This window comes from Bifidobacterium sp. ESL0690 (assembly GCF_029392315.1).
GTDB lineage: Bacteria > Actinomycetota > Actinomycetes > Actinomycetales > Bifidobacteriaceae > Bifidobacterium.
The window spans coordinates 993,595-1,020,197 of the sequence record NZ_CP113939.1; the positions used below are offsets into that span (position 1 = coordinate 993,595).

23 protein-coding genes and 2 tRNA genes are annotated in these 26,603 nt (G+C 52.1%); 16 read left to right on the forward strand and 9 right to left on the reverse strand.

The features are described 5' to 3' along the window. The first annotated feature begins 125 nt into the window (after positions 1 to 125). From pyk to OZX62_RS03970, 6 genes are all read left to right on the forward strand, one after another. Entirely contained in the window at positions 126 to 1,574 is a 1,449-nt protein-coding gene (gene pyk / locus OZX62_RS03945) for a pyruvate kinase (protein WP_277176721.1), read from the forward strand. A gap of 244 nt (positions 1,575 to 1,818) precedes the next feature. Continuing rightward, positions 1,819 to 1,892: transfer RNA gene (locus OZX62_RS03950), tRNA-Leu, on the forward strand. A gap of 123 nt (positions 1,893 to 2,015) precedes the next feature. Further along, complete coding sequence (locus OZX62_RS03955) at positions 2,016 to 2,795, forward strand: response regulator (RefSeq protein WP_277176722.1); 780 nt, start codon at positions 2,016 to 2,018, stop codon at positions 2,793 to 2,795. Positions 2,796 to 2,927: 132 nt separating this feature from the next. Further along, positions 2,928 to 6,089, forward strand: coding sequence for a DNA polymerase I (gene polA / locus OZX62_RS03960; RefSeq protein ID WP_277176723.1), 3,162 nt, complete (start codon positions 2,928 to 2,930; stop codon positions 6,087 to 6,089). 281 nt (positions 6,090 to 6,370) lie between these two features. After that, the gene (locus OZX62_RS03965) at positions 6,371 to 7,249 is read left to right on the forward strand and encodes a Nif3-like dinuclear metal center hexameric protein (protein WP_277176724.1); all 879 of its coding nucleotides are present in this window, start codon (positions 6,371 to 6,373) and stop codon (positions 7,247 to 7,249) included. 161 nt (positions 7,250 to 7,410) lie between these two features. After that, complete coding sequence (locus OZX62_RS03970) at positions 7,411 to 8,067, forward strand: NUDIX hydrolase (protein ID WP_277177027.1); 657 nt, start codon at positions 7,411 to 7,413, stop codon at positions 8,065 to 8,067. 201 nt (positions 8,068 to 8,268) lie between these two features. Here OZX62_RS03970 and OZX62_RS03975 read toward each other — a convergent pair whose 3' ends face one another. Beyond that, positions 8,269 to 9,462 (reverse strand): ABC transporter permease, encoded by a 1,194-nt coding sequence (locus OZX62_RS03975; RefSeq protein ID WP_277176725.1) that lies wholly within the window; start codon positions 9,460 to 9,462, stop codon positions 8,269 to 8,271. 186 nt (positions 9,463 to 9,648) lie between these two features. Here OZX62_RS03975 and OZX62_RS03980 point away from each other — a divergent pair. The 3 genes from OZX62_RS03980 (at position 9,649) to OZX62_RS03990 (ending at position 11,372) form a co-directional block, all read left to right on the forward strand. Then, positions 9,649 to 9,722 (forward strand) — tRNA-Pro (locus tag OZX62_RS03980). 592 nt (positions 9,723 to 10,314) lie between these two features. Beyond that, positions 10,315 to 10,488: a hypothetical protein gene (locus OZX62_RS03985; protein ID WP_277176726.1), complete on the forward strand. Its 174-nt coding sequence runs from the start codon at positions 10,315 to 10,317 to the stop codon at positions 10,486 to 10,488. A gap of 71 nt (positions 10,489 to 10,559) precedes the next feature. Further along, positions 10,560 to 11,372, forward strand: a complete 813-nt coding sequence (locus OZX62_RS03990; protein WP_277176727.1) for a hypothetical protein — start codon at positions 10,560 to 10,562, stop codon at positions 11,370 to 11,372. Positions 11,373 to 11,528: 156 nt separating this feature from the next. Here the strand turns inward: OZX62_RS03990 and OZX62_RS03995 are convergent, their stop codons facing one another. Further along, positions 11,529 to 12,170, reverse strand: a complete 642-nt coding sequence (locus tag OZX62_RS03995; protein ID WP_277176728.1) for a TetR/AcrR family transcriptional regulator — start codon at positions 12,168 to 12,170, stop codon at positions 11,529 to 11,531. 206 nt (positions 12,171 to 12,376) lie between these two features. Here OZX62_RS03995 and OZX62_RS04000 point away from each other — a divergent pair, with 206 nt between their 5' ends. Together OZX62_RS04000 and OZX62_RS04005 are read left to right on the forward strand one after the other, a co-directional pair. Further along, the gene (locus tag OZX62_RS04000) at positions 12,377 to 12,784 is read left to right on the forward strand and encodes a YbhB/YbcL family Raf kinase inhibitor-like protein (RefSeq protein ID WP_277176729.1); all 408 of its coding nucleotides are present in this window, start codon (positions 12,377 to 12,379) and stop codon (positions 12,782 to 12,784) included. 8 nt (positions 12,785 to 12,792) lie between these two features. Continuing rightward, positions 12,793 to 14,292: an MFS transporter gene (locus OZX62_RS04005; RefSeq protein ID WP_277176730.1), complete on the forward strand. Its 1,500-nt coding sequence runs from the start codon at positions 12,793 to 12,795 to the stop codon at positions 14,290 to 14,292. Positions 14,293 to 14,573: 281 nt separating this feature from the next. On the opposite strand, the gene OZX62_RS04010 is transcribed toward OZX62_RS04005, so the two are convergent. Both OZX62_RS04010 and OZX62_RS04015 read right to left on the reverse strand, forming a co-directional pair. Continuing rightward, positions 14,574 to 15,746, reverse strand: a complete 1,173-nt coding sequence (locus OZX62_RS04010; RefSeq protein WP_277176731.1) for a UvrD-helicase domain-containing protein — start codon at positions 15,744 to 15,746, stop codon at positions 14,574 to 14,576. Further along, the gene (locus tag OZX62_RS04015; RefSeq protein ID WP_277176732.1) at positions 15,730 to 17,388 is read right to left on the reverse strand and encodes an AAA family ATPase; all 1,659 of its coding nucleotides are present in this window, start codon (positions 17,386 to 17,388) and stop codon (positions 15,730 to 15,732) included. The genes OZX62_RS04010 and OZX62_RS04015 overlap by 17 nt, the downstream gene beginning before the upstream one ends. A 702-nt stretch (positions 17,389 to 18,090) precedes the next feature. Here OZX62_RS04015 and OZX62_RS04020 point away from each other — a divergent pair. Then, entirely contained in the window at positions 18,091 to 18,576 is a 486-nt protein-coding gene (locus OZX62_RS04020) for a hypothetical protein (RefSeq protein WP_277176733.1), read from the forward strand. Between the two features lie 408 nt (positions 18,577 to 18,984). Here the strand turns inward: OZX62_RS04020 and OZX62_RS04025 are convergent, their stop codons facing one another. Further along, positions 18,985 to 19,224 (reverse strand): hypothetical protein, encoded by a 240-nt coding sequence (locus OZX62_RS04025; protein WP_277176734.1) that lies wholly within the window; start codon positions 19,222 to 19,224, stop codon positions 18,985 to 18,987. A gap of 101 nt (positions 19,225 to 19,325) precedes the next feature. Then, a complete protein-coding gene (locus OZX62_RS04030; protein WP_277176735.1) occupies positions 19,326 to 20,234 on the reverse strand; it encodes a hypothetical protein in 909 nt (302 codons plus the stop codon). 190 nt (positions 20,235 to 20,424) lie between these two features. Between OZX62_RS04030 and OZX62_RS04035 the strand changes: the two genes are divergently transcribed. After that, a complete protein-coding gene (locus OZX62_RS04035; RefSeq protein WP_277176736.1) occupies positions 20,425 to 21,843 on the forward strand; it encodes a hypothetical protein in 1,419 nt (472 codons plus the stop codon). Between the two features lie 382 nt (positions 21,844 to 22,225). On the opposite strand, the gene OZX62_RS04040 is transcribed toward OZX62_RS04035, so the two are convergent. Then, the gene (locus tag OZX62_RS04040; protein ID WP_277176739.1) at positions 22,226 to 23,143 is read right to left on the reverse strand and encodes a CPBP family intramembrane glutamic endopeptidase; all 918 of its coding nucleotides are present in this window, start codon (positions 23,141 to 23,143) and stop codon (positions 22,226 to 22,228) included. Positions 23,144 to 23,239: 96 nt separating this feature from the next. Between OZX62_RS04040 and OZX62_RS04045 the strand changes: the two genes are divergently transcribed. Next, the gene (locus tag OZX62_RS04045; protein WP_277176740.1) at positions 23,240 to 23,701 is read left to right on the forward strand and encodes a YbhB/YbcL family Raf kinase inhibitor-like protein; all 462 of its coding nucleotides are present in this window, start codon (positions 23,240 to 23,242) and stop codon (positions 23,699 to 23,701) included. A 34-nt stretch (positions 23,702 to 23,735) separates the two neighbouring features. Here OZX62_RS04045 and OZX62_RS04050 read toward each other — a convergent pair whose 3' ends face one another. Continuing rightward, positions 23,736 to 24,176 carry a GNAT family N-acetyltransferase gene (locus tag OZX62_RS04050; RefSeq protein ID WP_277176741.1) on the reverse strand — a complete coding sequence of 147 codons (441 nt, stop codon included), beginning with the start codon at positions 24,174 to 24,176 and terminating at the stop codon, positions 23,736 to 23,738. A gap of 306 nt (positions 24,177 to 24,482) precedes the next feature. Here OZX62_RS04050 and OZX62_RS04055 point away from each other — a divergent pair, with 306 nt between their 5' ends. Continuing rightward, a complete protein-coding gene (locus tag OZX62_RS04055) occupies positions 24,483 to 25,349 on the forward strand; it encodes an aldo/keto reductase (RefSeq protein ID WP_277176742.1) in 867 nt (288 codons plus the stop codon). Positions 25,350 to 25,473: 124 nt separating this feature from the next. Next, positions 25,474 to 25,884 (forward strand): cupin domain-containing protein, encoded by a 411-nt coding sequence (locus OZX62_RS04060; protein ID WP_277176743.1) that lies wholly within the window; start codon positions 25,474 to 25,476, stop codon positions 25,882 to 25,884. Between the two features lie 251 nt (positions 25,885 to 26,135). On the opposite strand, the gene OZX62_RS04065 is transcribed toward OZX62_RS04060, so the two are convergent. Continuing rightward, positions 26,136 to 26,549: a hypothetical protein gene (locus OZX62_RS04065; protein WP_277176744.1), complete on the reverse strand. Its 414-nt coding sequence runs from the start codon at positions 26,547 to 26,549 to the stop codon at positions 26,136 to 26,138. Positions 26,550 to 26,603 lie beyond the last annotated feature (54 nt).

The following is a 26,603-nucleotide window of genomic DNA, read 5'->3' on the forward strand; positions in this document are numbered from 1 at the left end:
GTATGTGAACGCTCACATAAAAGTCGGCGGAACGGCAACCAATGCCTATGAATGCTAGTAGACTGGTTATATGTCGCGGGTTGATTCCCGCCAAACCACATGTCAGAAAGAATAGGCAGGTATTCATGAGGAAAGCAAAAATCGTAGACACCATCGGACCGGCGAGCGAATCGCTGGAAAACTTGACCGAGCTGGTCAAGAACGGCATGGATGTCGCGCGCCTCAATCGTTCGCACGGCACCACCGATGACCATCTGAAGGTCTACAACAACGTTCGTCAGGCTTCCAAGACCACGGGTCGCAACGTCGCCGCTCTGGTTGATCTGCAGGGCCCGAAGATTCGCTGCGGTTGGTTCAAGAAGAACGCCGACGGCGAAGACAAGGTCCAGCTTACGGCAGGACAGGAATTCATCATCACCACCGACGATATCGAGGGTGACGAGCACATCACTTCCACCACCTTCAAGGGTCTTCCCGGCGATTGCCATCCCGGCGACCCGATTCTGATCGATGACGGCAAGGTTCGTCTTGAGGTCACCAAGGTCGAAGGCAACAACGTGCACACCAAGGTCGTCGTGGCCGGCCCGGTTTCCAGCCACAAGGGCATCAACCTGCCGGGCGTGGCCGTAAGCCTCCCGGCGCTGACCGAGAAGGATGAGGCCGACCTTCGTTGGGCCATCCAGACTGGCGCCGACATCATCGCCATGTCCTTCGTGCGTTTCGCCACCGACATCGACCGCGCCCATGAGATCATGGACGAGGAAGGCCGTCGCATCCCGATCGTCGCCAAGATCGAGAAGCCGCAGGCTGTCGACAACCTCGAAGACATCGTCAAGGCATTCGATGGCATCATGGTCGCTCGCGGCGACATGGCCGTCGAGATGCCATTCGAGCAGGTCCCGCTGGTCACCAAGCGCTGCATCGAGCTGGCTCGCGAATATGCCAAGCCCGTCATCGTCGCCACCGAGGTCCTTGGCTCCATGGTCAATTCCCCGATTCCGTCCCGCGCCGAGGCTTCCGATTGCGCCAACGCCGTTCTCGACGGTGCCGACGCCACCATGACCTCCAACGAGACCGCCGTCGGCAAGTATCCGGCACAGACCGTCAACACGATGGCCCGCATCTCCGGCTACGCCACCGAGCACGGTTTCGACCGCATTCCTTCCATCTCCAACCTCGACATGTCGAGCACCGGCGCCGTTTCCTCCGCCGCCGTCGACCTGGCCGACAAGATCAACGCCAAGGCCATCGTGGCCTATACGCAGACCGGTTCCACCGTGCATCGCGTTTCCCGCGAGCGCCCGGCCGCCCCGATCTACGGCATCACCAACAACGAGCACACCTATCACTGGCTGGCTCTGAGCTGGGGCACCGAAGCGTTCTGTGTCAAGGACGATTACCACGACATGAACCGTCATCAGCTGATGATCTTCACCGACAAGCTGCTTCGCGACACCGGCAAGGTCGTCAACGGCGACAAGATCGTCGTGCTCAGCTCCGCTCAAGGTTCGCATCAGGCCGGTCGCACCGACTCGCTCTACGTCCACACCGTGGGCGCCTGCGACGCTGACTGAAGTTCACAACGGCTTTGCAACGAAACGGTATAGCCGTTAGCTGAAAGCCCGATTTTCCTTTCCAAACAATCTTCGGCCCGTAAAACGGAAACGTTTTCAGGGTCGGAGATTGTTCTTGTCTTTGGCCCCAAGTCAATGCGCAGAACGCGCGACAAGACACGCAGATGACGAAATCGACACTCTGACGTCGCTTGATTATGGTACTTTTAAATGGTTGCAATCCATTGGGTTGCGCCCGATACAAGCCCTTGTATCCCAATTGGTAGAGGAAACAGCCTCAAAATCTGTGCAGTGTGGGTTCGAGTCCCACCAAGGGCACGTTGAGTGGGTTTATCACTTTTGAATGATTGATATATCATAGTATCAATGTCCTTTGTACTCGACATTTGTCATAAGAGACTTGAGAAGGCGCGAAGACACGGGTGCAGAAGTGTATACAGAATGGATGATGATATGGATCAGATACTGACCGATGAGGAATTAAAAGCCGCCGCCACCGATGACATCGAATCCGTTGCGGACGAAGCCAAAGCAGAAAAAGCCGAAGAAGAAGGCACGCCGCGTCAGCGTACCGTCGTTGTGGCTGAAGACGAATCCGTGAACCGCATGGACTTGGTCGCCATGCTTGAAGACAATGGCTACAAGGTTGTCGGCGAAGCCGCCAATGGCGAGGAAGCCGTCGAACTTACCCGCAAGGAACGCCCCGATGTCGTATGCATGGATGTCAAGATGCCTCGCATGGACGGCATTACCGCAGCAGGCACCATTTGCGATGAGAACATCGCCCCGGTCGTCATGCTGACCGCTTATTCCCAGCCCGATCTGGTCAAGCAGGCCACCGGTGCCGGCGCCATGGCCTACGTCACCAAGCCGTATGAGGAATCCAAGTTGCTGCCGGCGCTGGAAGTGGCCATGGGCCGTTTCGCCGAGATCAACGACCTGCTCGACACCGTCGAAGCGAACGAAGGCAAGCTCAAGGAGACTCAGTCCCAGCTCAAGGAAGCCGAAGAAAAGCTCAAGAAGGCTGAAGACACGCTGGAGGAGCGCAAGCTCGTCGACCGTGCCAAGGGTCTTTTGATGGACAAGGCGGACTTCTCCGAGCAGGGTGCGTTCCGTTGGATTCAGAAGACTTCCATGGATCAGCGCATCCCCAAGAAGCGTCTGGCTATGGCCATCATCGCCAAGTACGGCGATCCGAAGCCGGAACCTCAGCAGCGCTGAGCTTGAAGCCACGAAATTTTATGAAGTCGCCTGTCGATTCGCCTATGAATCGGCAGGCGATATTTGTATAGTGGATACCAACAGTGAAACAACACGGCGTGCAAAACGGCGATTACAAGGAACAGCGAACTTATGAGTGACAACGAAAGCTTGAAGAAAGCGAACGATACCGCGAAAGCCGGCAATAGCGGCAAGATGGATAATTCAGTCAAAGCTGAAGGCACTGCGAAGGCAAACGGTTCGAAGGAATCATCGGAAAATATCGCAAAATCCAAAGGCACGCTTCTGGTGGTGGACGGCCATTCCCTCGCTTTTCGCGCCTTCTTTGCCCTCCCCGTCGAAAGCTTCTCCACTTCCACCGGCCAGCCGACCAACGCTGTATGGGGATTTTCGACCATGCTTGCGCAGGTGCTTGATAACGAGAAGCCCGACCATCTCGCCGTCGCCTTCGACATGGCAGGCGGCACGTTCCGCAACAAGATGCTGCCGCAATACAAAGGAACCAGGGATGCGGCACCTGAAGAGCTTCTGAGCCAGCTGCCGATCATCCAGGACCTGCTCAAAGCGCTGGGCGTCAAATACGTGGAAAAGAAAGGCTACGAAGGCGACGACATCATCGGCACCATGGCATCGATGGGCGAGGAGGCCGGGTACAAGACGCTCGTGCTTTCCGGCGACCGCGATGCCTTCCAACTCATTGACGACGACATCACCGTGCTCTATCCCGGCCACCACTTCAAGGACTTGAAGCACATGACGCCGGAGGCCATCGTCGAGAAATACCATGTCACACCGCAGCAATACCCCGATCTGGCGGCCATGCGCGGCGAGACCGCCGACAATATTCCCGGCGTTCCGGGTGTAGGCGACGGCTATGCGGCCAAGTGGATCAATAAGTATGGCGGGCTCGAAGGCATCATCGAACACGCGGACGAACTGCCTGGCAAGAAGGGAGAGGCGCTGCGCGAAAACATCGATCAGGTCAAGCTCAACCGACGTGTCAACGCCGTTCTACGCGATGTCGACCTCGGTGCTTCCATTGACGATTTCACCCTCGGCGGCATGGATATGGGCAAGGTCAACCAGGTTTTCTCCAAACTCCAATTCAGCAACCGGTCGAAGAACAGGCTGGTCAAATCCTTCAACGGCGGGGTTATGCCGGAAGATGCGGATTCGACGGCTGCAGCAACCGCGGGGGCCGATGCCGACGATGATGAGCCCGTTATCAGGGAGCCTCATGTCACCGAAATCCACAATGCCGGAGAGCTTGGCGACTGGATTAACACACACATCGCACCGGTGTTTCCCGCAGGTAAAATCAACCCTGATTTGGTAATTGAGACCTTTGGCAAAAAGGATGATGGCTCGAAAAGCGGCGGCCAAACAGAGAGTAAACCGAGTGACGATTCCGACCAGACTTCTCAAGAAAAGCAAAAGAGCTATGATGCCGAGGTTCGTGCCGCGGAAAAAGCGGACGAGCAGGCGATCATCGACGGTGCCAAAGGGCCGGAACTGGTCGATCGTGATATGTGTTGCTCCGAACAGGTCGATCATTCCTGGGTGCTTTACGCAACCGGGCGTTCCAAGCCGGGAAACGCGAAACTGGAAACCGTGGTGCTGCTGGCCGATAACGAGGCGGCGATGTTCGGCGCGGAAACCATTGATGACGCCATGCGTTCCGCGCTGCAGGCCCTGTTGGATGTCTTCCATACCTCCATGGTGGTGCACGGATACAAGGAACATCTGCATATGCTGGCTTCGGCCGGCGTGACCATGCGGCGACCGCTCTTCGACACCAAGCTTGCCGGTTATCTCGTGCATCCGGACTTCCATGCCGAAACGCTTGGAAAGGCCGCTGAACATTTCCTCGGTCTCATTGAGGATAGCAAGCCCAAACAGACTCAAGGCGAACTTGACTTTGACGGCGAAGACGAATCCGACAGTGAGGACGAGGCTCCGAAAGAGGAACAGCAAGAAGCTGTGAGGGATGTCGCCATCGTGCGGGCGCTCGCCGATTACCTGAAGACCCCGATTGATCAACGTAAGCAGTACGGGCTGCTGCGTTCCATCGAACTGCCGGTTTCCCAGGTGCTTTACGGGATCGAGGATGCTGGTGCGAAGGTGGATTTGGGACGTTTGCACGAGTTGCTCGACGGTTTTGCCGCTGACGCTGATCAGGCCCAGCAGATTGCCTTCGAAGCCGCCGGTCATGCGCTCAATCTGCAAAGCCCGAAGCAACTACAGGCGGTATTGTTCGACGAAATGGGTCTTAAGCCATCGAGAAAAACCAAAACCGGTTCATACACCACCAATGCCGCCACGCTGCAGAACCTGTATGTCAAGTATGCCGAGGACGAGAAGGCCAGCAATTTCCTTGGCGCGCTGCTGCGGCATCGTGAGACCAACAAGTTGAAGCAGATTGCGCAGACGCTGCTGGAAGCGGTCAACCCAAAGGACGGCAGGATTCACACCACCTTTGAGCAGACCGTCGCGGCAACCGGGCGCCTGAGCTCGGTTGACCCCAACCTGCAGAACATCCCCAACCGCAACGCCACCGGCCGCGAGATCCGTTCCGCGTTCGTGCCGGGCGAAGGCTTTGAATCGCTGCTGAGCTGCGATTACTCCCAAGTTGAGCTGCGCATCATGGCCGACCTCTCCGGCGACGAATCGCTGATTGAGGCGTTTAAGTCCGGCGCGGACTTCCACCGGTATGTGGCCAGTCTTGTGTATGACATTCCGGTCGACGAGATCACCCCAGACCAGCGTAGCCATGTTAAGGCGATGAGCTATGGGCTGGCTTACGGCTTAAGTACCTACGGGCTTTCGCAACAGCTCAAGATCAGCCCGGCCGAGGCCGATGTGTTGAAATCCAAGTATTTCGCCACGTTCGGCAAGGTGCACGACTACTTGGAGTCGCTGGTCGCCACAGCACGCGAAAAAGGATATACGGAGACGATGTTCGGTCGTCGTCGTTACTTCCCTGGGCTCAACTCTTCGCGTCGTCAGGTACGAGATGCCGCCGAACGTGCTGCGCTCAACGCGCCGATTCAAGGGTCCGCCGCCGACATCATGAAGATCGCCATGATTCGTGCCGACTATGCGCTGCGGGCTGCGGGTGTTAAGAGCCGCGTCATTCTGCAGATTCACGACGAACTCGTGCTGGAGGTCGCACCGGGCGAGAGCGAGCAGGTGAGCGCTTTGGTGCGCAACGCCATGGAGCATGCCGTCGACTTGGCCGTACCGCTGGACGTCTCCATCGGCATCGGCTCCGACTGGCAGGCAGCCGCGCACTGATGGCGGGCTAGCGTCTGGCGGCAACTGCTGATATGGCTCGTCTCTGGTGGTCGTTCCCGGTCAATCAGTTGACACTGGCATTTTTAAGCACGTGCGCCAGCTGGTAAATGTGTTTGACGATGGCTCTATTGTGGAAGCAATGGAGCCATCTTGCGTATGTGTTCGAAAGCGTAGCAAAGCTGTTTCATGAGTGATGTCGGTTTCGGTGGTGTGGTCGATTGTCGATATCACTTGAAATGGATGTGTATAGTTCGGAAGATGACGGATAGTTCGGAGGAAACATGTCAGATCAGAAGAAGCCGAGGCTTACAGAAGTTGTCAAGGTGCTGGAACAGCTGTATCCGCTCAAGTATGCTGAGGATTGGGACTTTCCGGGGCTGATAGTCGGTGATTTGAACGATACCGTCGGCAAGATCGTCTTCGCCGCGGACCCGACCATGGCCGTGGTCGACAAGGCGATTGCAATGGGTGCCGATTTGCTCATTTGCCATCATCCGCTGTTCTTCCGTGCGGTGCACGAGGTTTCCGGGTTTGGCGTTCACGGGGCCATCGCCGGAAAACTGTATCGTGCGCACTGTGGGCTGTGGGTCGGGCACACCAACGCCGATGTTGCCTATCGTGGGGTCGCCCAGGCCGCGGCCGACGCGTTCGGATTGCAGGATCAGACGCCGTTGGTGCCGGCAGGCGAGGAAAACGGCCATGCCGTTGGACTCGGACGTGTTGGAACGCTAGCGGAACTGATGACGTTGCGCGCGTTCGCCGAGCGTGTCGCCGCGGAAGTGCCGAAAACGAACTATGGGATTCAGATTGCTGGCGATTTGGATGCTGATGTTCAACGCATTGCTGTGTTGCCGGGATCGGGGGATTCTGATTTCGACGAGGTGCGGGAAAGCGGCGCCGACGTTTATGTGACGAGCGATTTGCGTCATCACCCGGCCACTGACGCGCTGCAACAGGCTTGGTACGAAGCGACGCTGAATAACACAACCATGAGACCGGCACTCATCAACACGCCGCATTCGGCCATCGAATCGATGTGGTTCAGGTATGCGCTTGACGATATTGCGGACGGGGTGGAGAAGACCACTGGTTTCCGGCCTGAGACTGAACGTGTGGGTATCGTCACTGATCCTTGGCAATTGGTACTGGGGCGAGACTAATCATCAGGTATCTGCTGAGATATGTTGTGCGGATTGGTGTGTCCAGATCAACTTTAGCTTGTGTGTTTTGTTTATTACGATGAAAAGTAGCCGATATCAATATATTCGTATATTGAGGTTTGTTGCCGTCAAAAGTTGTGATAGGGAAGTTGGAAAGAATGATGGATACGGAAACGACTGAGTCTATCCGTAAAGAGGTAAACAAGCGTTTGCAGGACTCGACCGACGGCGTTGACATGGAGGTGCCGGTACGGCTGGTTTCTAGCGAAACTGTCTATCGCGGGGCTATTTTCCATATCGATGACCGCAGGCTGGCGCTCGCGAAAACCGATGGTGGGGAAGTGCCGGTACGGCGACAGATTCTCGTCCATCCGCAGGCTGTGGTGATGCTGGTTCACGATGAGGTTCAGGATAGGTATTTGCTCGAACGGGAGTATCGTGTAGGTCCGAACAAGTTCACGTATGGTTTTCCTGCCGGTCTTATGGAAGACGGCGAAAAGCCCGAAATCTCGGCCTTGCGCGAGCTGAAAGAGGAAACGGGAGTGACGCCGAAAGATGAGGGTTCCGTTCGAATCGAGCAAGTCGGTGATTTCTATTCTTCCGGCGGTATGACCAACGAGCTGGCGCATATTTTCGTCGTCCATCTCTCGGCATGGAAACAGGAGCCACGTCATTTCGACAAGGATGAGCATGTGCAGTCCACGTGGGTGACGTGGGAGGAGCTGACCGGCATCGGCATTCAGGCCGCGGATTCCACCATTGCCATTCAACATGAGGAAATTCGCCGGTTGCGCGAGCAGTTGGCAGCGAAGCAATAGGAAATCATCATTTACTGGCGATTTTCCTAGCGGAGTTTAGAGTTTCTCTGGGGTCATAATGTACTGCAATAATGTTTTCGGGGAAAGCTATGAGTTGTTCCGTCCACTGATTATTGGTATTGAAATTTATATATCGCTACTCTGAAATTTACGTGTAGTGTAATGTTGTAGTTATTCCCAAATCTGGCATTTGGCAATGTTTTATTGTGTCGCTGCAATACGCGAATGCATGCGGTGATTCTTGTCTACCGATGACGGAATGGTGTCAGCAACATTCGCGGTGGTTAGGTCTGCTGAAGTTTCTTCCTGGTCAATATGCAAGACCTGTTCGGCGATACGGTCGGCCTCGATGGCCGCTATCTGGCGTGAGAACATGATGAACCAACCGAGGAACACGAGACCGGCCAGCGCCTCGACGTTGGTCATCGTGTTGGCTCCCATCAGCCATTGCACAAGCACGACACCGCAAACCGCGATGGCGAGGTAGCCGGCTGCGTAGATGGCTAGGGAAAGCTGTGGTGCGAGCCAGGGGAGGGCCAGCAGAAGCAGGCCCATGACAACGACGATGCCGCGGGCAAAGACGTTGTGCAGGATGGGATGCGGCGTATAGCGGAACGTGCCGATGCCGATGAAGGCGATGCCAGAGAAAGCAAGCATGATGGAAAGGCAGGTCAGGCGCGCCTTGTAATGCTTGATGTGGCTGGAGCGCAGGGGGCCTTGCTCTTGGTGCCATTCGCGGCGTTGGCGGTACGAAGTGATCAACTCCGAGATGGCGAAGTAGCTGACGATGATGATGCAGATGCCGGCGAGGATCAGCGTCGAGTTGAACATGTGCGCGGCGAAAGTGGTGCGGTCGCCGAGCTGCGAGAAATTGTTGGTATACCAGTTCGGATCGTCGGTGGTCAGGCCTGCGACGCTCACTCCGGCGACCACGAAAAGCGGCAGCAGACCTGCCAGCGTTTTGGCGTCCATCAGTTCGGCCTGTACGAACGTGATATAGCCCGCGACACCTGCAAACCCGGCGCAAACCGGGACAATGTATTCGAGGAACATCGTGCCCATCAGGTTGCTTTCCATGCTCAGGATTGCGAACGAGGTGAGGAACAGGGTAGAGGCGTAGACCGTTGCGAGGGCTAGGATTTCGACCAGGCGGCGCAGGATTTCTATCCGGCGATTGTGGGTATTGAGCGAACTTGAGCGCCGTGCGTAGCCAAAAATGAAAGAAATGGTGCCACAAGCGGCGATGATGATGGAGGCGATGACGAACTGGCGTCGGCTGATCATCCACGCGGCCGGCAGCAGCGAGACGCACAGCTCCATGACGCTCGCTCCGGCGATCGCGCAGATGATGAAGGAGACGAGCCCCGAGGTCTCCGTGCGCTGATGCAGTCCCATTATTATTCGTTACCCTTCGTTATGTCTGCGACTTGTTCGCTAACGCTCGTACTTCTATTGGCGTTCATATTTGCGGTTCGTATCCGTTTGCTTATGTACTACCGTATGTGCTTTTGCCTATCTTAGCGAGTCGCATGGCCGGGGTTGCGCTATACTTATTATTTGTGCTTGGTTTTGCGGGCACATCGGGATGTAGCGCAGTTTGGTAGCGCGCCTGCTTTGGGAGCAGGATGTCGCAGGTTCAAATCCTGTCATCCCGACTGAAATCGTTGGAGTTCCAACGTTTCTAGGTGTTGTGATTTCAGCTGTTTTGGTGTCTAGACACGATTCAGACACGATGGCTTACGACTTTTCAGTTTTTCTGTTCCCCGAGAATCTGAGTATTCCTATATATTCTGTTAGGCTTGGCCGTTATTCTGCCATAGCAGAATAAGGCTATTTGTGTGAGATGTATTCTATCTGCTGTTTCTTGTTGGTCTGCTTATGGAAGCCCTCGGCTACGACGTCACCTTCCGGTGTGTGGAAGATTAAGAAAGCAGTGAGAAACCCGTAGGGCCGATATCCGATTTGATTCGGAACCGGCCCGCGGCGTTAGTAGAGGGACGAATCACAGACGCCCCTGCCGGTTTCGACACCATCCAGTGAAAAGCTTTTTGCCCGCCTTTATGATCCGGATGGGTAACGTTGCCGTACCCGACACGACCAAGTATAGCGTACCTATGGAGATTCCGCCCTTTGGATAGGATTAAACGGCCAGCGGGAAGTAACGTTTCCGTCGGCCGCACAAGCCATCAGGCCTGTGTGCCGTGAGCCGCGCCATGCGTGGCGCGGCGTTAGTAGCAAGGGTATATCATGCCCAATTCACAGAAAGGACCTAGCGGTAATAACTATCTGAGGGACTCCATCGTGGCGATCATCGCCGCCTTGATTGCCAAGGCGGACAATATCGTCACTGACATCATGCTCGTGGCCGTCATCGGCTACCTGCTGGTCATGGACTACCGCAGCAGGCATGGTCTCCGCTAGGTGAAAGGTTCGCCCGGTGTATTCCGGGCGGACCTCCTTTCTCTTCTGCTTTCTGAAGTATATTCGGTGTCATGATGATCGATGACATGAGGGACCCGATACGTCGCACGGCGGCAGCCCAGCGGTATTTCGAGGAGTTGAACGGAAGGTTTGATGCGTTGAGCGGCAGCTGGGAGCATGACCACCGCGAGTTCACCGAATGCGAGGGGAGCACCCCTTTGACCCGCGCGAGCGGGCAGTGTGAGGTGGCCGGGCAGCTGATGACCTGCATCTCCGCCGCGTTGGAGTCCTTGAACCTGTCGATTCTGCTGTATCGTTCGGACCCGAATACGGTCGTGACCGCGCATTATTCGGTCATCCGTACCGCGGTCGAGGCCTCATCGACCGGCATATGGCTCGGCACCACCGGCGGCGAGAACAAGATGCGTTTCAAATCGTTGAAACTGGCGTACCGCGACAATGAGAACCTGATGGCCGTGGCGATGCGAGACAAACACGGAAACCGTGACCTGCTGGAAAACCGGAGGGCGAAACGCAGGCGTTTGGAGGAAGAGTTCGCGGCCTTGGATTGCGCCAGAGGCAAGGACATAGCAAGGTTTCCTCATTACACCCAGATCATCCGGGACGCCGACGGAAAGATGCGAGGGAAAGGCGACAGGCGGCTTCTGGATGGGCAGACGTCGTGGAGGATGTGCAGCGGTTCGGCGCATGGGTCACGCGATGTTCTCATCGGTTCCGGCCTCGCCAGCCCCACCGGTGCCGGCGACGAGAAAACGGAAGAGGTCTCCCTGCAACGTGATCCGTGGAACACCGTCAGCTGCATGTTCCCCGCGTTGGAGAACTGCGAAAGACTGATCGACCTCTATCGTCGCGGCCAGTGGTGATATCGGTGTCGACGGGCCGCTTCTATCTTCAGCAATACTTATATCTTTAATTTCTGATATCGAAAGGCGTTTTAGCGAAAACAAGCTTGGATACTTCTGTCCATAATCTGCATGATTTTACCGGTTGATGGAACCAACGAACTCCCTTTGCTTGGCTCAATGGCAGAAACCGCTCATCTCCTGGAGGATGGTGACGATGAGCTCGGCATCGGGTTCGTGTGCCGTTTTTTCGCGTCGTCGTGACCACTCCAGCATCAGGGATATGGCCAGCTCGACCAGGCCGGTCGCCAGGAACTCGGTATGAAACGGATCGTCATTCCCGCCGATGTTTTCCGCGATTTTCCCGGACCAGCTTGGGATTTTCGCGTACAAGGCCTCCTGCAGAGTGCTGTCGGCCCGGACTATCGCCAGGCGCCGGGCGAGTGAGCCGAGGAACTCGGGGTCGATGGAAACCAGCATTCCGTCCACGGTTGCTCTGAAGACCTCGAACGTTTCGTTGCCTTGGCGGGTGGCTGTCGCCAGATTGTCCTGAAGTCTTTCCCAAAGCGAGTCGTCGGTCGGCAGCGTCAGGACGATGTCCTCTTTGCGCGGGAAATAGCGGAAAAGGGTGATGGGGGTGACTTCGGCCTTGGCCGCAATCTCCTTGATGGTGACGTTGTCGTAGCCGTTCGCCGTGAACAGGTCCAGCGCACATCGCCTGATATGGCGGCGCGTGGCCCGTTTTTTCTCCGACTGCCAGCGTTTCCGGGTTTCCACCGCCGTCGGGGAAGTGCCGCGATTGTCTTGTGCTGTTTCCATGCTCGGTTCCTTCCCCGTGGTCGGTTTCATGTTAATTCCGCTGGTGTACCGGAGAGGCTTCAACAAAACGGCTTGCCCCCGGAATTGACATTTTATGAATGATAGTCTACTACTTATGAATTGTTCGGACAAGCTGGACGAAAGGTGAGGCGATGGAGAAGATCGGCGTGGTCTGCGACGGCATCAGGGCCGACGGGCGTTTCAAAGTGGACTGTACTGGCAGGGGGCTTGATGTTTCACCGGGCTTCGGCCTTTCCGGCCTTCCGGAGAAGACCGGGAGCTTGGCTGTGGTCCTTCGCGATGTCAGCCATCCTTTGTTCGGCTCGATGACGCATTGGCTGATCTGGGACCTGCAGGTCGCGGACGAGATTCCGGGGTCGATCCCGTCCGGTGCCCGTCCCGGGATCGGCGAATCGACACAGGGAATCGCCTATGGCTGGCACCGTTACCGCGGGCCGAAACCTCCGGCAGGCACCAGCCACCGTTACGAGTTCACCGTCTACGCGTTCGACCGCATGCTCGGCCTCCGCCCGACTGCGGGCTACCGGGGTTTCCTGAAAGCTTCGGAGGGAAGGACGCTGGGAATCGGCAAAGTGCAGGGGGTTTTCGAATGAAGGGAAGTATGGAAAGAGCCGGAAGGAACGACTGGCTCATGCTTGCCGGGCTGTGCATCGCCGAGGCCGTGTTGTTCGTCAACACCACGGCGTTCAACCTGGCCTTGCCGTCGGTATCGGTCTCGTTCAACGCATCCACGGGAGCGCAGCAATGGATGGTGTCGGTCTATTCGCTGTGCTTCGTGGCTGTATTGCTGATTGCCGGCTTCCTGGGGGACAGGCTGGGCTATCGCCGTGTCCTGCTTTCCGGGCTGACTGTCTATGCGCTGGCCTCGCTGCTTGGATCATTGTCCGGCAGCGTGTCCATGCTCATCGCGGCCCGGGCGCTGCTGGGACTGTCCGCAGGCATATTCATCCCCATGGGCCTTGCCCTGATCAACAGCACCTTCCCCGCACAATCCAAAGGCAAAGCCGTCACGACCTGGACGATAGCGGGCATGCTGGGGGTCCCGTTCGGACCGGTCATCGGCGGCGGCATGACCGTGGTCATGGGTTGGAAGGGGCTGTTCGTTTTTGACCTGTTCGCCATGCTCGTCGCACTGGCAATCAACTGGGTGTTCCTTCCCCAAGAACAGCCAAAGGACAATCGAAACGAAGGCCTGCCATGGCTTCAGGCCGCTCTGATGGTCTCGGGCGTCGGCCTGTTCTCAGCCGGGCTGATCAACGCGCAGAAATCGCTTCTCGCGCCGGATGCCGTCGTGCCGATAGCCGTCGGCATAGTCCTGTCCGCCTGCTTCGTTACGGCCAACATCCGTTCCCGCAACCCTTTGACCGATCTCGGACTCCTGGGCTATGCGTCATACCGTACCAGCGCGGTGGCGCTGCTGCTTCTAAACTATATGGTATTCGGCGTCATCTTCATCCTGCCGACCTACCTGCAGACCGTACTCGGCCACAACGCCCTGCAGAGCGGCATGATGCTCATGCCGATGATAGCGGCCGCCATCATCGGCGCGTTCCTCAACAGCATCATCACCGCACGACTTGGCCAACGGGTTTCATGCCTGCTCGACCTGCTTGTCATCGCGGCGGGCGTGCTGGCGATGGCCGCAGGCGTCGGCCTCGGCTCATACGTGTGGCTTGCCATCGGGCAGATGGTTTCCGGATTAGGCATGGGCGCGGGCCAGCCGGTCGCGTTCAACTGGGCATTGGCCGATGTCCCCGAGGACCGTTCCGGCCAGGGGTCCTCGCTGCTTTCCGTTTTCCAACAGCTGGGCTCAATCCTCGGAATCGGCGTCTTCGGGTCCCTGCAAGGCGGTTTCTACACCACGTTCCTCGCCAAGGCGGTCGGCACGAAAACGCCCCAAGGCCTCGGAGCCACCATCGGACAGACCCTTCGGCAAGCCGCCAGGTTGAAAAGACAATCCGGCATATCCCTCAGGAACGCTGCCATAAACGCCTACGGGACAGCCGCGATGGCCGGTTTCATCATCAGCGCCGCCATCGTCATCATAGTCACGATGCTGCTTGCGTTCACTTCCATCGGAAAGCCCCAAACAAGCAACTAACTTTCCGGAATCATCAGCGACGAGACTTGGGAAATGATTTGATAGCGCCTGCGAATAACGTGACATGAACACTTGTCAGATGATAAGACTGAACACGGTTCCCCGACAATCTGAGAGAACGCTGTTCATAGCCTGTTTGCAAATAGGTTTTCAAATCTTTTATGAAACCCTATTATTTTCTACTCTGTATATCTATTGCTCTTTTTGAACGAGATTTTCCAAAAGTCGATGCTTCTGGGTGCAGTTCAGAGCAGGAACAGACAATTCCTTTTAACTTGATATTAGGAATTTTGGTTTTTGTTTTTGCATACAGAAGAATCAGTCTTGGATGGATGCCAGACATGGAAGGGGAATCCGGCAAAGCGCGAGGTGCTTTTGATCTTTCTCATAAATGAATCAGGGCTCGGAACCACGAGGGCTACACTGTATCGTGCGCGGGTAACCGCCACATAAAATCCGCATGCGCTGGTTTCCGGTAGTTCTTTTTCTTTCAATAGCAGGTTTCTGATGGGTCCAGTGGTCTGTATCAGAATCCTGTCGCGCGTAATCCCTTTTGACTCTCCGAAATTAAGGGTTTCAACATGGTCTATAGGGTCTGTCTTCTTGTCGTACCGTAGGAACGTTACGTTTCCGTGTTGGTCGCAGTATTGTGTCTTTTCTTCGTCGTCGATGAAGAAAATCCCCATGTCCGATTCCGGATAATCGGTTTGTGAAATACTTGCCTCGAATGCGCCAGCGGGGAAGATCAGATCGGCAAAGTCAGCTATTTGCTGGCAGTATCGATACGTTTTGGAATCATAGTCGAGCGTGCACAGTCCGTTGTCTTTCTCTTCTTCTAGCCAATTGACGATTTGTGAGCCATGGTATTTCTTTTTCTTCGTGTCACTGTGGGAAGTGGATATCACGCTTTGTCTGGGGTCGCCTACTAACGATATCGCAATTGTGCTTTTGAAAAGTGCTTCGAAGATATCCAAATCGTTGCCGCGCATATCCTGAAATTCGTCGATATAGATATGATCATAGATTTGTTCCAACCGTTTAATTGCTTTCCCGCCAGATTTTTGGAGTAACCTATTCGCCAACAATGACAATGTGTCACTATAAGCATCGTTATTGGAATCAATATAACGGTTTATCCCTGTTTTCCATTGTAAGTTCCGTACGCCTCGGACATAATGGAGATTATTTACCCTTCTGTTTGCGTAGAGGAGAGGAAAATAAGGGCGGACGATTTCATCCAGGAGAAATTTGTACCAGCCTATGACACGAGGGATGGCACCTTTTGTCCGTTCCTGGATCAGCCGTTCCGACAACTCATGTTGCGCGTGCCTGGTGAATGAGATAGCCACAGTTTTCCCGGAAGCGATTTCAGGACGGCACAGCTGGTCGATGACCCATTGTGTCTTTCCCGACCCGGCGACAGATATCCTTACGACATTATTGCAATTTTCCATGGATAAAGTTCGCCGCCTCTTTCATATATTCGGGAGCCTCGAACTGCTCGTTGGATTCTGTTTTTGCAAAGTTCCAAGCCCAGTCGGTCTTGTTCTTTTTCATCCAGGCAATGAGACTATCTCGAGTATCGAAAGTCTTCGGATATCCGATTTCATGGGCAAAAACTTGAAGATTATTCTCATTTGCAGTCACCATTTGGGGTTCCAGAGTATTGTCGCTTGTATCTTCGCCGATGAATAACTCCCGCTTGTCCTTTTCGAGAAACTTAGCGGCTTCTGCCTTCCAATGTTCCGGATCTTCCCCATCGTTGTCGCGTATAATCGCGGCATCTGCATTCAAAGCTTTTGCAAGTTCAAGAATCCTTTTTCCCCTGATGCCAAAGGTAATGACATCAATGCCTGCGTCTCGTGGTTCTTGACCAAACAGCTTTTTGAAAGTCCAATTGAAGACCATTTCATCCGAAGGTCCTTCTACGAGCACCGAATGTTTTGCCAAAACAAAACGGAGGGTATCCACGCCGCTAATCCGTTGGAAAAACTTTACTGTGGAAGCGCTCAGATTATTTATTTTGTTTATTGAGCCGTTTTTAATTAGGAACAAATTATCGAGACCGAGCCGATTCAAGACAAAAGCACTGTGAGTGGTGACTATGAACTGATGATGCTGGCTTGCCTGGGATCGAAACATGCCAAGCAGTTCAAGAAGAGCGGTATGGGAAAGGTTGTTTTCTGGTTCTTCAACGAGGATCAGAGTCTTTTCTTTCTGCTTCCGTACTGCGAATTCGGCTTTGAGCAAGGTCTGCTGCCCGCTCCCTGACATCGAGAAGGGAAGCTGTTTGATGCTCGGAATCACAAAATTGCTCCAGTCCGCACTGGCAGATTGATCCATTTGCAAACTGAGAGCAGAAGACGGGTCGTCTTTCCGAAGTTGCTCGTTAATCGGCAGGAGCACCGATTCCGAGATTTGGGACCTCCCCTTTCTGACCTCGGAGGAGATTGACCTCTTTGTTGCTTCGTCGACGTTGTTGTTAAGCATATCCCTAGTGAAGAAGTCGATACCAGAGTAATGAATGATTTTTTGTGAATCCACTATATATAAAGGCAGGCATTGTGGACGTCGATGTAGGTTTTTACCGCTGAAATCAAACCATTCATATGTATAGTATTCCGTCGGGATAATATGAGGTATCCCATCCTGACGAATGTACTCATTGAATTCTCCCAGTGAGTCAGGGTCAGGGAAAATATGAAGTCCGATACCAGCGTGCTCCCGGCCATCCGAATTATTGGCGCCCCTCAACTCGGCATATTCGCTCTCTTCGTCATCCAGCCAAACCTCGATGAGTATTTCCGGAAGGACGAGATTAGCGGTATCGGGATTCTGAGCAGAAGCAAAAAAGTCCTTCGTGCAAGACAAATTGAACAGGTATGGATTTAACTCGTCCTGAATCCAGTGGCCGTTTACCCTGCCTGTAAGAGCGAGGTTGATTGCTTCGATCACGGTTGATTTGCCGGCACCATTTTCTCCCACAAGGACATTGAAGTCATCCTTGGGTTCAAAAGAGAAAGTCTTAAAAATACGGTAGTTCTCGATAATAACCTTTTTAATCATAACCCCTCTTTTGCGGTTGATGACATCCATGAATCCGATAAAAAATATTTTACTCGAACGGAATGAAGTTTGATCGTGTCAATCTTCATCAAGCTTATCCTGAATCATAATTAGCTGATATTTGTATTTCCTAAATATGTCTATTGCAAGGCAGCATATTCCAATATTCTCAACTTCAATTTTATTTTGGAGGAGGTGAGCATTACCGAAACTGCTTGATATTTTTATTGATTAGATAGAGGGAAAGATTTCTTATCTCAGACACGATTCAGACACGATGACCTCCGGCATTTACCGTTTCCAGCCGTCGCTACCGTTTTTCGGATGGTGTCGATTTTCCTTGGAATTCCAATGTTATCGGCAGTTTTCGGTACTGTCCGTTATCAGTCGTTTTAACCGTCAATCTAACAGGATGTCGCAGGTTCAAATCCTGTCATCTCGACTGAGAACGTTGAAATTCCAACGTTTTAGCGTTCTGTATTTTCATCTGTTTTAGTGTCTAGACACGATTCAGACACGATGGCTTTCATTCTCGGTATTTCTGTTACTTATAGAATCGTGGATATTCCTATATGCTCTTTCGTGTTAATGCATACTTTGTCATGGCCAGTGGGATGATGGCTCCAGGTTCAGAGATGTCTACGTGACGGTCTGGATGGAACCGTAATCCCGCTGTGTCTGGTTCGGGAAACCTGGCCCTTGCGGAAGACGTGTCGGAAAGGAGACCTCCATATGCCCGATATTCTCAGAAAACCAACCCCGATCGCGAAAATATACGAGGCTTTAAGCGCGGTGGTGGATGGTCGTGTAGAATTGTGCGTCCCAGAATCGAAGGCCATCGTGACTTCATCGGCCCGAACGAAACGTTATACGGTGATGATCTCCGAGCGACTGTACACCTCCAACGACAACGCGACTTACTGGCAGCATTATGCCGGCTATCCCATCATCGCGGTGCTCATCGAGCAGGGAAGGATCAGTCTTCCGCCGGATTCCCGATCGCTGTTGGAACATTTCAAGAACATTAATTGGAAGCGTCTGAATACCGAAAACAAGAACCACTACGATAAAGCCGTCTCCCAGTTCCTCTCTTCGACCGGCCATGCGGATGGAATCGAGAAGCTCGTCCAAAACATCTACGAGCAGGCCAACAGTCTCCCGTTCGCAGTCAAAGGCAACCACAAACCAATCATCAAGGTGCCGGAAGAAGTGGAATAAAACCATGCAAATGAACATAGGGCGTGCAGATGGAAAGCCGATGAATATACCGGCAACCAACCGGATGCATATTTTCGCTGGCATCCCGGAAATCAAAATAAAGAAGTCATTTATTCTTTTTGCTTTCGGATTTAGGAACTCCAAGTTTATCCATTACGTCCCTATATGCTTTGATAACTAGTTTTTCATTTTCTTCTTTAGTAATATCGTTTATCTGAAGTCTTAACAGGTCAAGTGGATTTGTCCTGATTTCAGTGAAATCATATTTTAAATCAGTAATAATTTGAGCGAAAAAAATCAATGTTTCATATGGGGTTTGTGAACTTTGCCCAGTTGAATGGTATGTATAATTATACTGTTGAAACGCTGCAAAATCATGGATTGTACGAGCTGATCCATAAACGATGATTAATTCTTCATTCTCTCTGAGTCTTTTTCTAAATTTCCATTTTTAGAATCTTGGTTAATTTCTTTCATATTTACAAGACAATGAGTCCAGAAAGTTACCGCTTCCTCTAGCTTTTTGACGCCAACTTCACGATAAAATTCATCAACTTGCATATGTTCTTCATGTGAATTTGATAAATTCTGACGCTTGTCCTGTGAATATTCAGACATCACCTCTGTGAAAAGATCTGTAACTGGCATTTCGTGTTCCTTTATTCAACTGTGAATATTTTATAAGAACTGTAAGTATAACAAAGTATTAAAAGACAATTAAGATGTTGCAACGATTAACTGCGCTATGGTTACCGCTTTCCTGTGGTTTTCTTTTTGGTTTGCAGTTTCTTGAGTCTTATGATTACGGTGTCATTCGGATTCTTCTCGACGTAATGTGGTGGACAGTGTTCAATCCAACGACGCAGCACGGCTTCTTCTTCGTCAAGCCTTTTGAGTTTACGCAAGATGATCGCTGCCTGCTCTGTATGCCATGGTGCAGGTTCACGTCCCGTGGCTTTTGCTTCTTTCTCAGAACCTTCTATGGCGATATAGCATAGGCGCAGCGCCTCGTCCAGACGTCCCTCTCGCTTGAGTTGCTTGATGGGTTCCACTGTTTCCAGATAGTGAATTCCCTGTATAGTTCCTTGTTCGAACTGTTTCGCCCGTTCTCCTCCCTCCTCATGGGCCTCATGGACTAATTTTTCGGCGTATTCTTGGTTTGAACGGGCTTTCTCCTGTGGTGACAGTGGCGGCCAGTTGGTTTCAGAATACAACCATTGCGGTGATGCTTGGCCTATCCAATACCATGCTTCTCCTCTGAAGCCTTTTGGCACGATTGCTGTGAACAAGCGTATCAGAACTGGAGTAGGGTTGTCTTTGTTGGTACTGACTTCAACCCGAGGTGCCAAAGTACCTGGCAAATAACCGATGCGTTCTCCCTCTACATAAACAGCTACTGCTTTGGTCGAATACACGTTTTCAGGTTCACGTCTGAGGCTTCCTGTACATTCCAGATACCCACCGGTCTCGATACCATGCCGTTGTGCCAGATGAAGGACAGATTCTCTGCAGATTGTTGTAGTGCCGGCCAGCTGAGTGATTCCCCAATCCTGGGCTTCCTGCATAAGCACAGTATTCCGATTAATGTCTGTCGATTCTACCGAAGTTTTGTTTTTCTGTATGATGTATCGTAACTTATTTAAGAACTTAATTGTCATGCCCTTTCTTTTTCCTTTCTAGATAAAACCGACAATTGAAAAATTCATAAAGTATTATCAACATTGATTTTGTTTCTACGAACAATATAGCAAGAAATCAACCGATAATTGTCTGATATTTGTATAAACGATGCTCTCGAGTACTCTAATCTTTATCAGATGCAGGTTATAGAGGGGAGAGTTAGTGTAAATGCAAGTGGCTTTGGAACACGGTTGGAACTTCTTTCTATTTGCATACGAGCAAATCGATAAAGCTATCGGCGATTGGGTCGATGAAAGCGGTATACAATCTTATGTTGCATGTTGGTTTGCGTTACTTATCCCCTTGGCCTTGCTACTTTTCGATATTCACGATAAGGGCTTTGACAATGCCGTTATCATTAAATATGTGATTCGGCCTGTTCGTTTCATTCTTGGATTTGCATGTATGGTGATTCCATGTATGTTATGGCATGAGCATATTTACTTAATCATGGCGTTGCTTCTTTTTTGTGGTAGTGTGCTTTATTCAATTATGGTATATGGAGCATATCGATGGTTGGTTGGTTCTCAATCCGGTAATCAGCAACAGTTTCGTAATCAGGTCAGGTTCGCTTATCTGGATATGATTAGCCGTAATTTTGATTCCGCTTATGAAATATGGTCAAGAATTTTAGATTCTCTAGATAGAGATCCGTTCACTGAGCCATCTGACATTGTAAAGCATCTTATTAATGTCGCAAAATATGGGACTATACCGGTGTTGAGGTTGCTGAATGACAAATTTAGGAGCCTCCCAACTTCCACTTACAAGACGATCTTGAGTGGGCTACTTCCTCTCCTAAAAAGTTATGAAAAACTCGATTGGAGAATACACACTAAAGGTGAAGTTGCAATGGCTGACCATATCCTGGACAAGTTGCTTGAAGGCTCTAAAAAAGATGGCAGTGCCTCAGGGCCTGTGTTTTTCTTACTTGGGCTAGAATGTGATTTAAAAAGCGAAAATGGACAAGTTCTCTACATCAAACATGCAAGAACTATTTTTAATAAATTCGACACAGTTCAAGATGCTCAGATTTATGCCTCCAATTTGAGACGAGGTTGGGCGGGAAGGAATTTGGATTCTTGGCCGTCTTTTGTTGTTGGAGAATTCTTTGAACAGCTGCTTTTAAATATCGGCTTTGATGGGCCTAAGACAAATCAAGAAGCCAGAATGGCAACTGGAATAGCAAAAGGGTTGCTACCAGATACTGATTTATGGGCTCTAGGGGAGCTAGATAAATATGCGAGGATTTGGGATTGGCTTGCTTGTGAAAGTGATCCTGAAATACCGGCCGATATCAAAACTCTTAGAGAATGGGACATAAAACTCATGAATACGCGACCTTATTTTGAAAAATCTTTATTAGATCAATTTCCTAGCGAATTGAGGCGAAATGAAACTTTGAGAATAGCCGGAAAGGTCTGGAATGGACTATATGACGATGTAGACGAGCTTGAGAATTCGATTTCATTACTTGAAGAGATAATAACCATGGGCTCATCAAATAAAGACGAACTTCAATACATTTGCGATTTATTAAAACATCAGAGTAAAGAGCTCTTGCCTTGTATGGAAAATGATGATTGACTGAATCAGGTCTTTAACCTTAAAGGGGCAATGATTTCAACTATTCATAGTTTCAAGCTCTTTTACTGTTTCTTAAAATTTCCTAGTTTTACTGCTAATCGAACAGTGTGAAGAGTTTTGGAGAACTGTTTGTTGCTAATGATTTTCTAAGTGAACTAACAAATAATGCAGATTAAAATTTTATTATATTGTCTGGAATCCTTAGAACTTTCAAAAATCAAGGGTTTTGTCATTCTGCTTTCTGGGCAGGACTCAGATATGATACAACGATTTTGCTCATTATAGAGTGTCGCAGCTTTTGCTTCATGATTGTGTTTATCTATTTATGTTTTTTGTTAATTTGGTTAGCAAAAGCTAGCTGATAATAGTAGTCATTGTTGGTCTATAGTTTGTTCAGATTTCGTCTCCATAATGGCTTCACGATTTTCCCTTGTTTCTGAAGGGATAGCAATATAAACACCGCAATCGCACCGCACACCACGACCGGAACGATGCTGGCTTCGAAGCCGAAGGAGCCGCCCGTCAGGATTGCGGGGCCTTGCCAACTTGCGGTGAGCCATGATGATTGCTTGCCGAGGCCGGAGACGACGGAACCGAATATGGGGCCCTCGGCGACGTTCCACATGGCGTGGAAACCGATGACCCACCACAGTGATCTGGTCCATGCGTAGATGGCCGCGAAGAGCGCGCCGGACTCTATCGCGAGGGCAAGTGCACCCCACAGCGTTGCTCCGGGGTTGTTCAGGTGCATGAGCCCGAACAACAGGGCGGAAACCAGGATGCCGCCCCATGTTCCGATCCATTCCTCGAGCAGTCTGAAGATGATGCCGCGACACGCGATTTCCTCGCCGATGCCGCCGCAGACACCCATGACGAAGATATCCATCCACGGCGAGTAGTGCGGGTTGAAGCCGGTGACGCGATAGTTGCCGGTAAGGAAGAGGATACCGATGCACAGGGCGATGACGCCGAAGCCTGCGAACATTCCAACTAGCAGGCCTGGGAGCCGGGAGAGCCGTAGCTCGTAAGGGTTCCTGCGCTTTTCGAGCAGCATTACCACCACGAGGTAGGCGATGACGACCGCCGCAACCTCCAGCGGAGCCGATACCGACATGGACAGGATTGCATGGTTCTCGCCGCTGGCGTGGCGCTGGATGTGCAGAACATGCTTGACCAGCAAGAAGGCGGGGACATAGAGTACAAGGAATATCAGGATGAAGGCGAGAAAATGCACCAGAGTTTGGATGGCCGCCTGCTTCTTTCCGGTTTTCACGTTCTCGTGGTCTGGCGTCAGCATCATGCTCCTCTCAACAGAAATGCAGCTTCTGAATAAATAATAATGATAATCTACTACTTATAAAGTAATTGAGGGTTAAAAGCAAAGGGAGAAATCGCGATGGAGCGGATCGAAGTTGCTTGCAGCGGAATCGATGAGAATGGCCGGTTTAAAACCGAATTCACGGGGCGGGGCCGTGATATATCGCCTGAATTTGCGTTTTCGGGTATCCCGGATAAAGCCAAGTCACTGGCTATTGTGCTGCGCGACTTGAGCCATCCGTTGTTCGGCGAAATGACACATTGGATTATTTGGGATTTGTCGGTTATCGAGACTTTGCCTGCAGGTATCGCCAGGGGAGCGCGGCCCGGAATCGGTGATGCGGTTCAGGGAATGGCGTACGGCTGGCATCGTTACCGTGGGCCGAAGCCGCCGAAAGGAACCAGTCACCGCTACGAATTCACCGTCTATGCCGTGGATCAGCAACTTGGGCTTGGACCGATGACATCTTATCGCAAACTTATGGCCGAGTTGGATGGCAAAGTGGTTGGTATGGGTAAGGTTGAAGGAACGTTCGAATAACGTTATTGAGCGCTTGGAATCGATGCGCTGTGCACTACCGCAATCGCTTGCCGAATCGGGCCTGCATCTTGTCCAGCGTGTAACCGATGGCCTGGTAGAACTTGTGGGCGTCCTTGCGGAATTCGGCGGAATTGAGCCGTACTTCCTCGGCATCAATGCTTTGTGCCCAAGTCTCGACGGCTTCCATCAGCTTGTGTCCCGCGCCTTTGCCGCGCGCAGCTTGTGAAACCGCAAGACCCATGACATTTACCGCTGGGTCACCATAGGTCGCCTTGTAGGTGTTGGCCTGAACGTAGCCGACAACGTTTCCGTCCTGAACGGCCACGAAAATGCGGCAGTCCGGGTCGGCCAGCTGTTCCGCGAGCCTCTCTTGCGTGCGCTCGAGAGGATAGTCGTATCCCAGGCAAACGTTGTTGAGTTCCTGCAGTGCTGCCGCGTCATTCCTGTTGGCTTGTCGTATGTTGATTTCGCTCATATCGGCAATCTTAATGTTTTCATGTTGCAACAGCGGGGGTTTGCGATTTTGGGTAGCGTTTCTTCAAATTCGGCATAGTCGATTTGTTTGCTGAGATTAATGGAAAGAAGTATACGAATATATTCGAGCGAAGGCATCGAAGTAAACGATGAGCGTCTTCTTGTGTTCATATTATTCCTCCAAGAATGTGCGGTCATGCCCAATTGCGAAACCTTACTGGTTGCTGTATTGACCTCAAGTGCTTGAAGTTTTTATAGTTGGCGATAGATCACTCTACAAGGCGATAATCATGATTTGAAAGGAACGATGATGACCATACTTGAAGAAAACTACACTCTGAACAATGGTGTAAAGATTCCCAAGCTGGGTTTCGGTACATGGCTAATTGATGACGACAAAGCCGGAGCGTCGGTGCAGACGGCGCTCGCGTGCGGATACCGCTACGTTGACACGGCTCAGGCGTATGAAAACGAACATGGTGTGGGTGAAGGTGTGCGTGTTTCCGGCCTCAAACGTGAAGATGTGTTCGTCAGCACGAAGGTGAGGGCCGAACACAAGGACTATCAATCCGCCAAGGACTCCATCGAAGTCTCGCTCAAAGCCCTCGATATCGATTATATCGATTTGTTGCTCATCCATGCGCCCGAACCGTGGGCGCATTTCCATGAGGGCGACCATTGCTTCGAGGGCAATCTCGAGGCGTGGCGCGCGATGGAGGAGGCCGTGAAGGCGGGCAACGTGCGTGCCATCGGCGTCTCGAACTTTGAGGACGTGGACCTCGATAACATTTTCCAACACTGCGAGATCAAACCTGCGGTCAACCAGCTGCTTACGCATGTAGGCAACACGCGTTTCGACCTGCTCGACACTGCAAAGAAGAACAATATTCTGGTCGAGGCCTATTCGCCAATCGCGCACGGTGAGATGTCGCATAACCCGACGCTCACCAAGATGGCGGAACGTTATGACGTCTCCGTGCCGCAACTGATGATTCGCTACTGCCTGGAACTCGGCACGCTGCCACTTCCCAAGGCCTCTTCCGAGGCTCATATCAAGACCAACGCCGAAGTCGATTTCAACATCAGCGCCGAAGACATGCAAACGTTGCACGATATGCCGAAGGTTACCGATTATGGCGAGGCCAGCGATTTCCCCGTGTTCAGCGGACGTTAATCGTCTCAACGATTTTATCGACAATCCCCGATACGTCGGTTAATATGCGACCCGGTTTGTCGGAAACCGATAAGCTCGGAGTCATATCGTATACGAATAATTTCAATAGAAAGAGATAAAGAAAATGGCAACAACATTCACGAATCCAAGCCCGTTCCCAATGGGACATCCCAACGATGCCTATGCCCAGTATTTTGATGGCCAGAGTTACAATGCTCCGCTGGGTGGCATGGACCAGGTCGGGGTTGCCAACGTGACCTTTGAGGCCGGCTGCAGGAACCATTGGCATATCCACCACAAGGCCACCCAGATTCTCATCGCCGTGGGCGGTCGCGGCTACTGCCAGTTCCAAGGCGAGCCGGTGCGCGAGATGCGTCCCGGCGACGTGGTGGTCGTACCACCGGAAACCAAGCACTGGCACGGCGCGAGCCCGAACGAACCGTTCTCGCACATAGCCGTGATGACGTGTGGAGAAGGCGCTTCGAACGAGTGGCTTGAACCGGTCGATCCGCAAGAATACGCCAAACTGAACTGACCCCTGCTTACCTCAACCGCTTGCCGAATCGGGCCTGCATCTTGTCGGGTGTGTAGCTGATGGCCTGATAGAACTTGTGGGCATCTTTGCGAAGCTCAGGCTTTTCGTGCCACAATAGAGAAGGTCAGCGGGATGCGTGGGTAACCTTGCGGCATGTGCCACGACTTGTCTCGTTCGTCGAATTCGAGCAGCGGCGATGCCTGCCAGTCGGAGATGTCGTATTCGCCGATTGAATTTTTCGGTTTGGTCTTTTACTCAATGGCAGCGTTGATGACATCTGCAACCTGACGTGGGTCAGCAACGCCCAGCACCAGGCGATTGAACTTTTCATTACGAAGCTGGATGACGAGCGGTTGTTCGGGTTGCGCGATGTTCCAGAATTCGACATCGCCGTCGGGGAACTTGAACGTGCCGGCGTTTTTGCCCGGAATCGATAAGCCGGGATCGCGCAATGCCCGGCGTCCGGACATGTTGAACCCGGGGTCGAGCGTCGCGCCCGCTACATGAGCGAGCGGAATCTCAAGATTGCCTTTGAGTGACCAGAGTTTGTTGAGACCATTCGGCACGACTTTCAGGGTCTTTCCTTCGATGGTTACGGTGTTGCTGCCCGTGGTCCCGGAGTCATTGTGGCTTGTTTTTTCCTGATTGTTTTGCATTTCGGACATAGTGATGCTTCCTTTTCTTAATGGTGGTTCTAAAAAGTTTGATTGATTTGAATA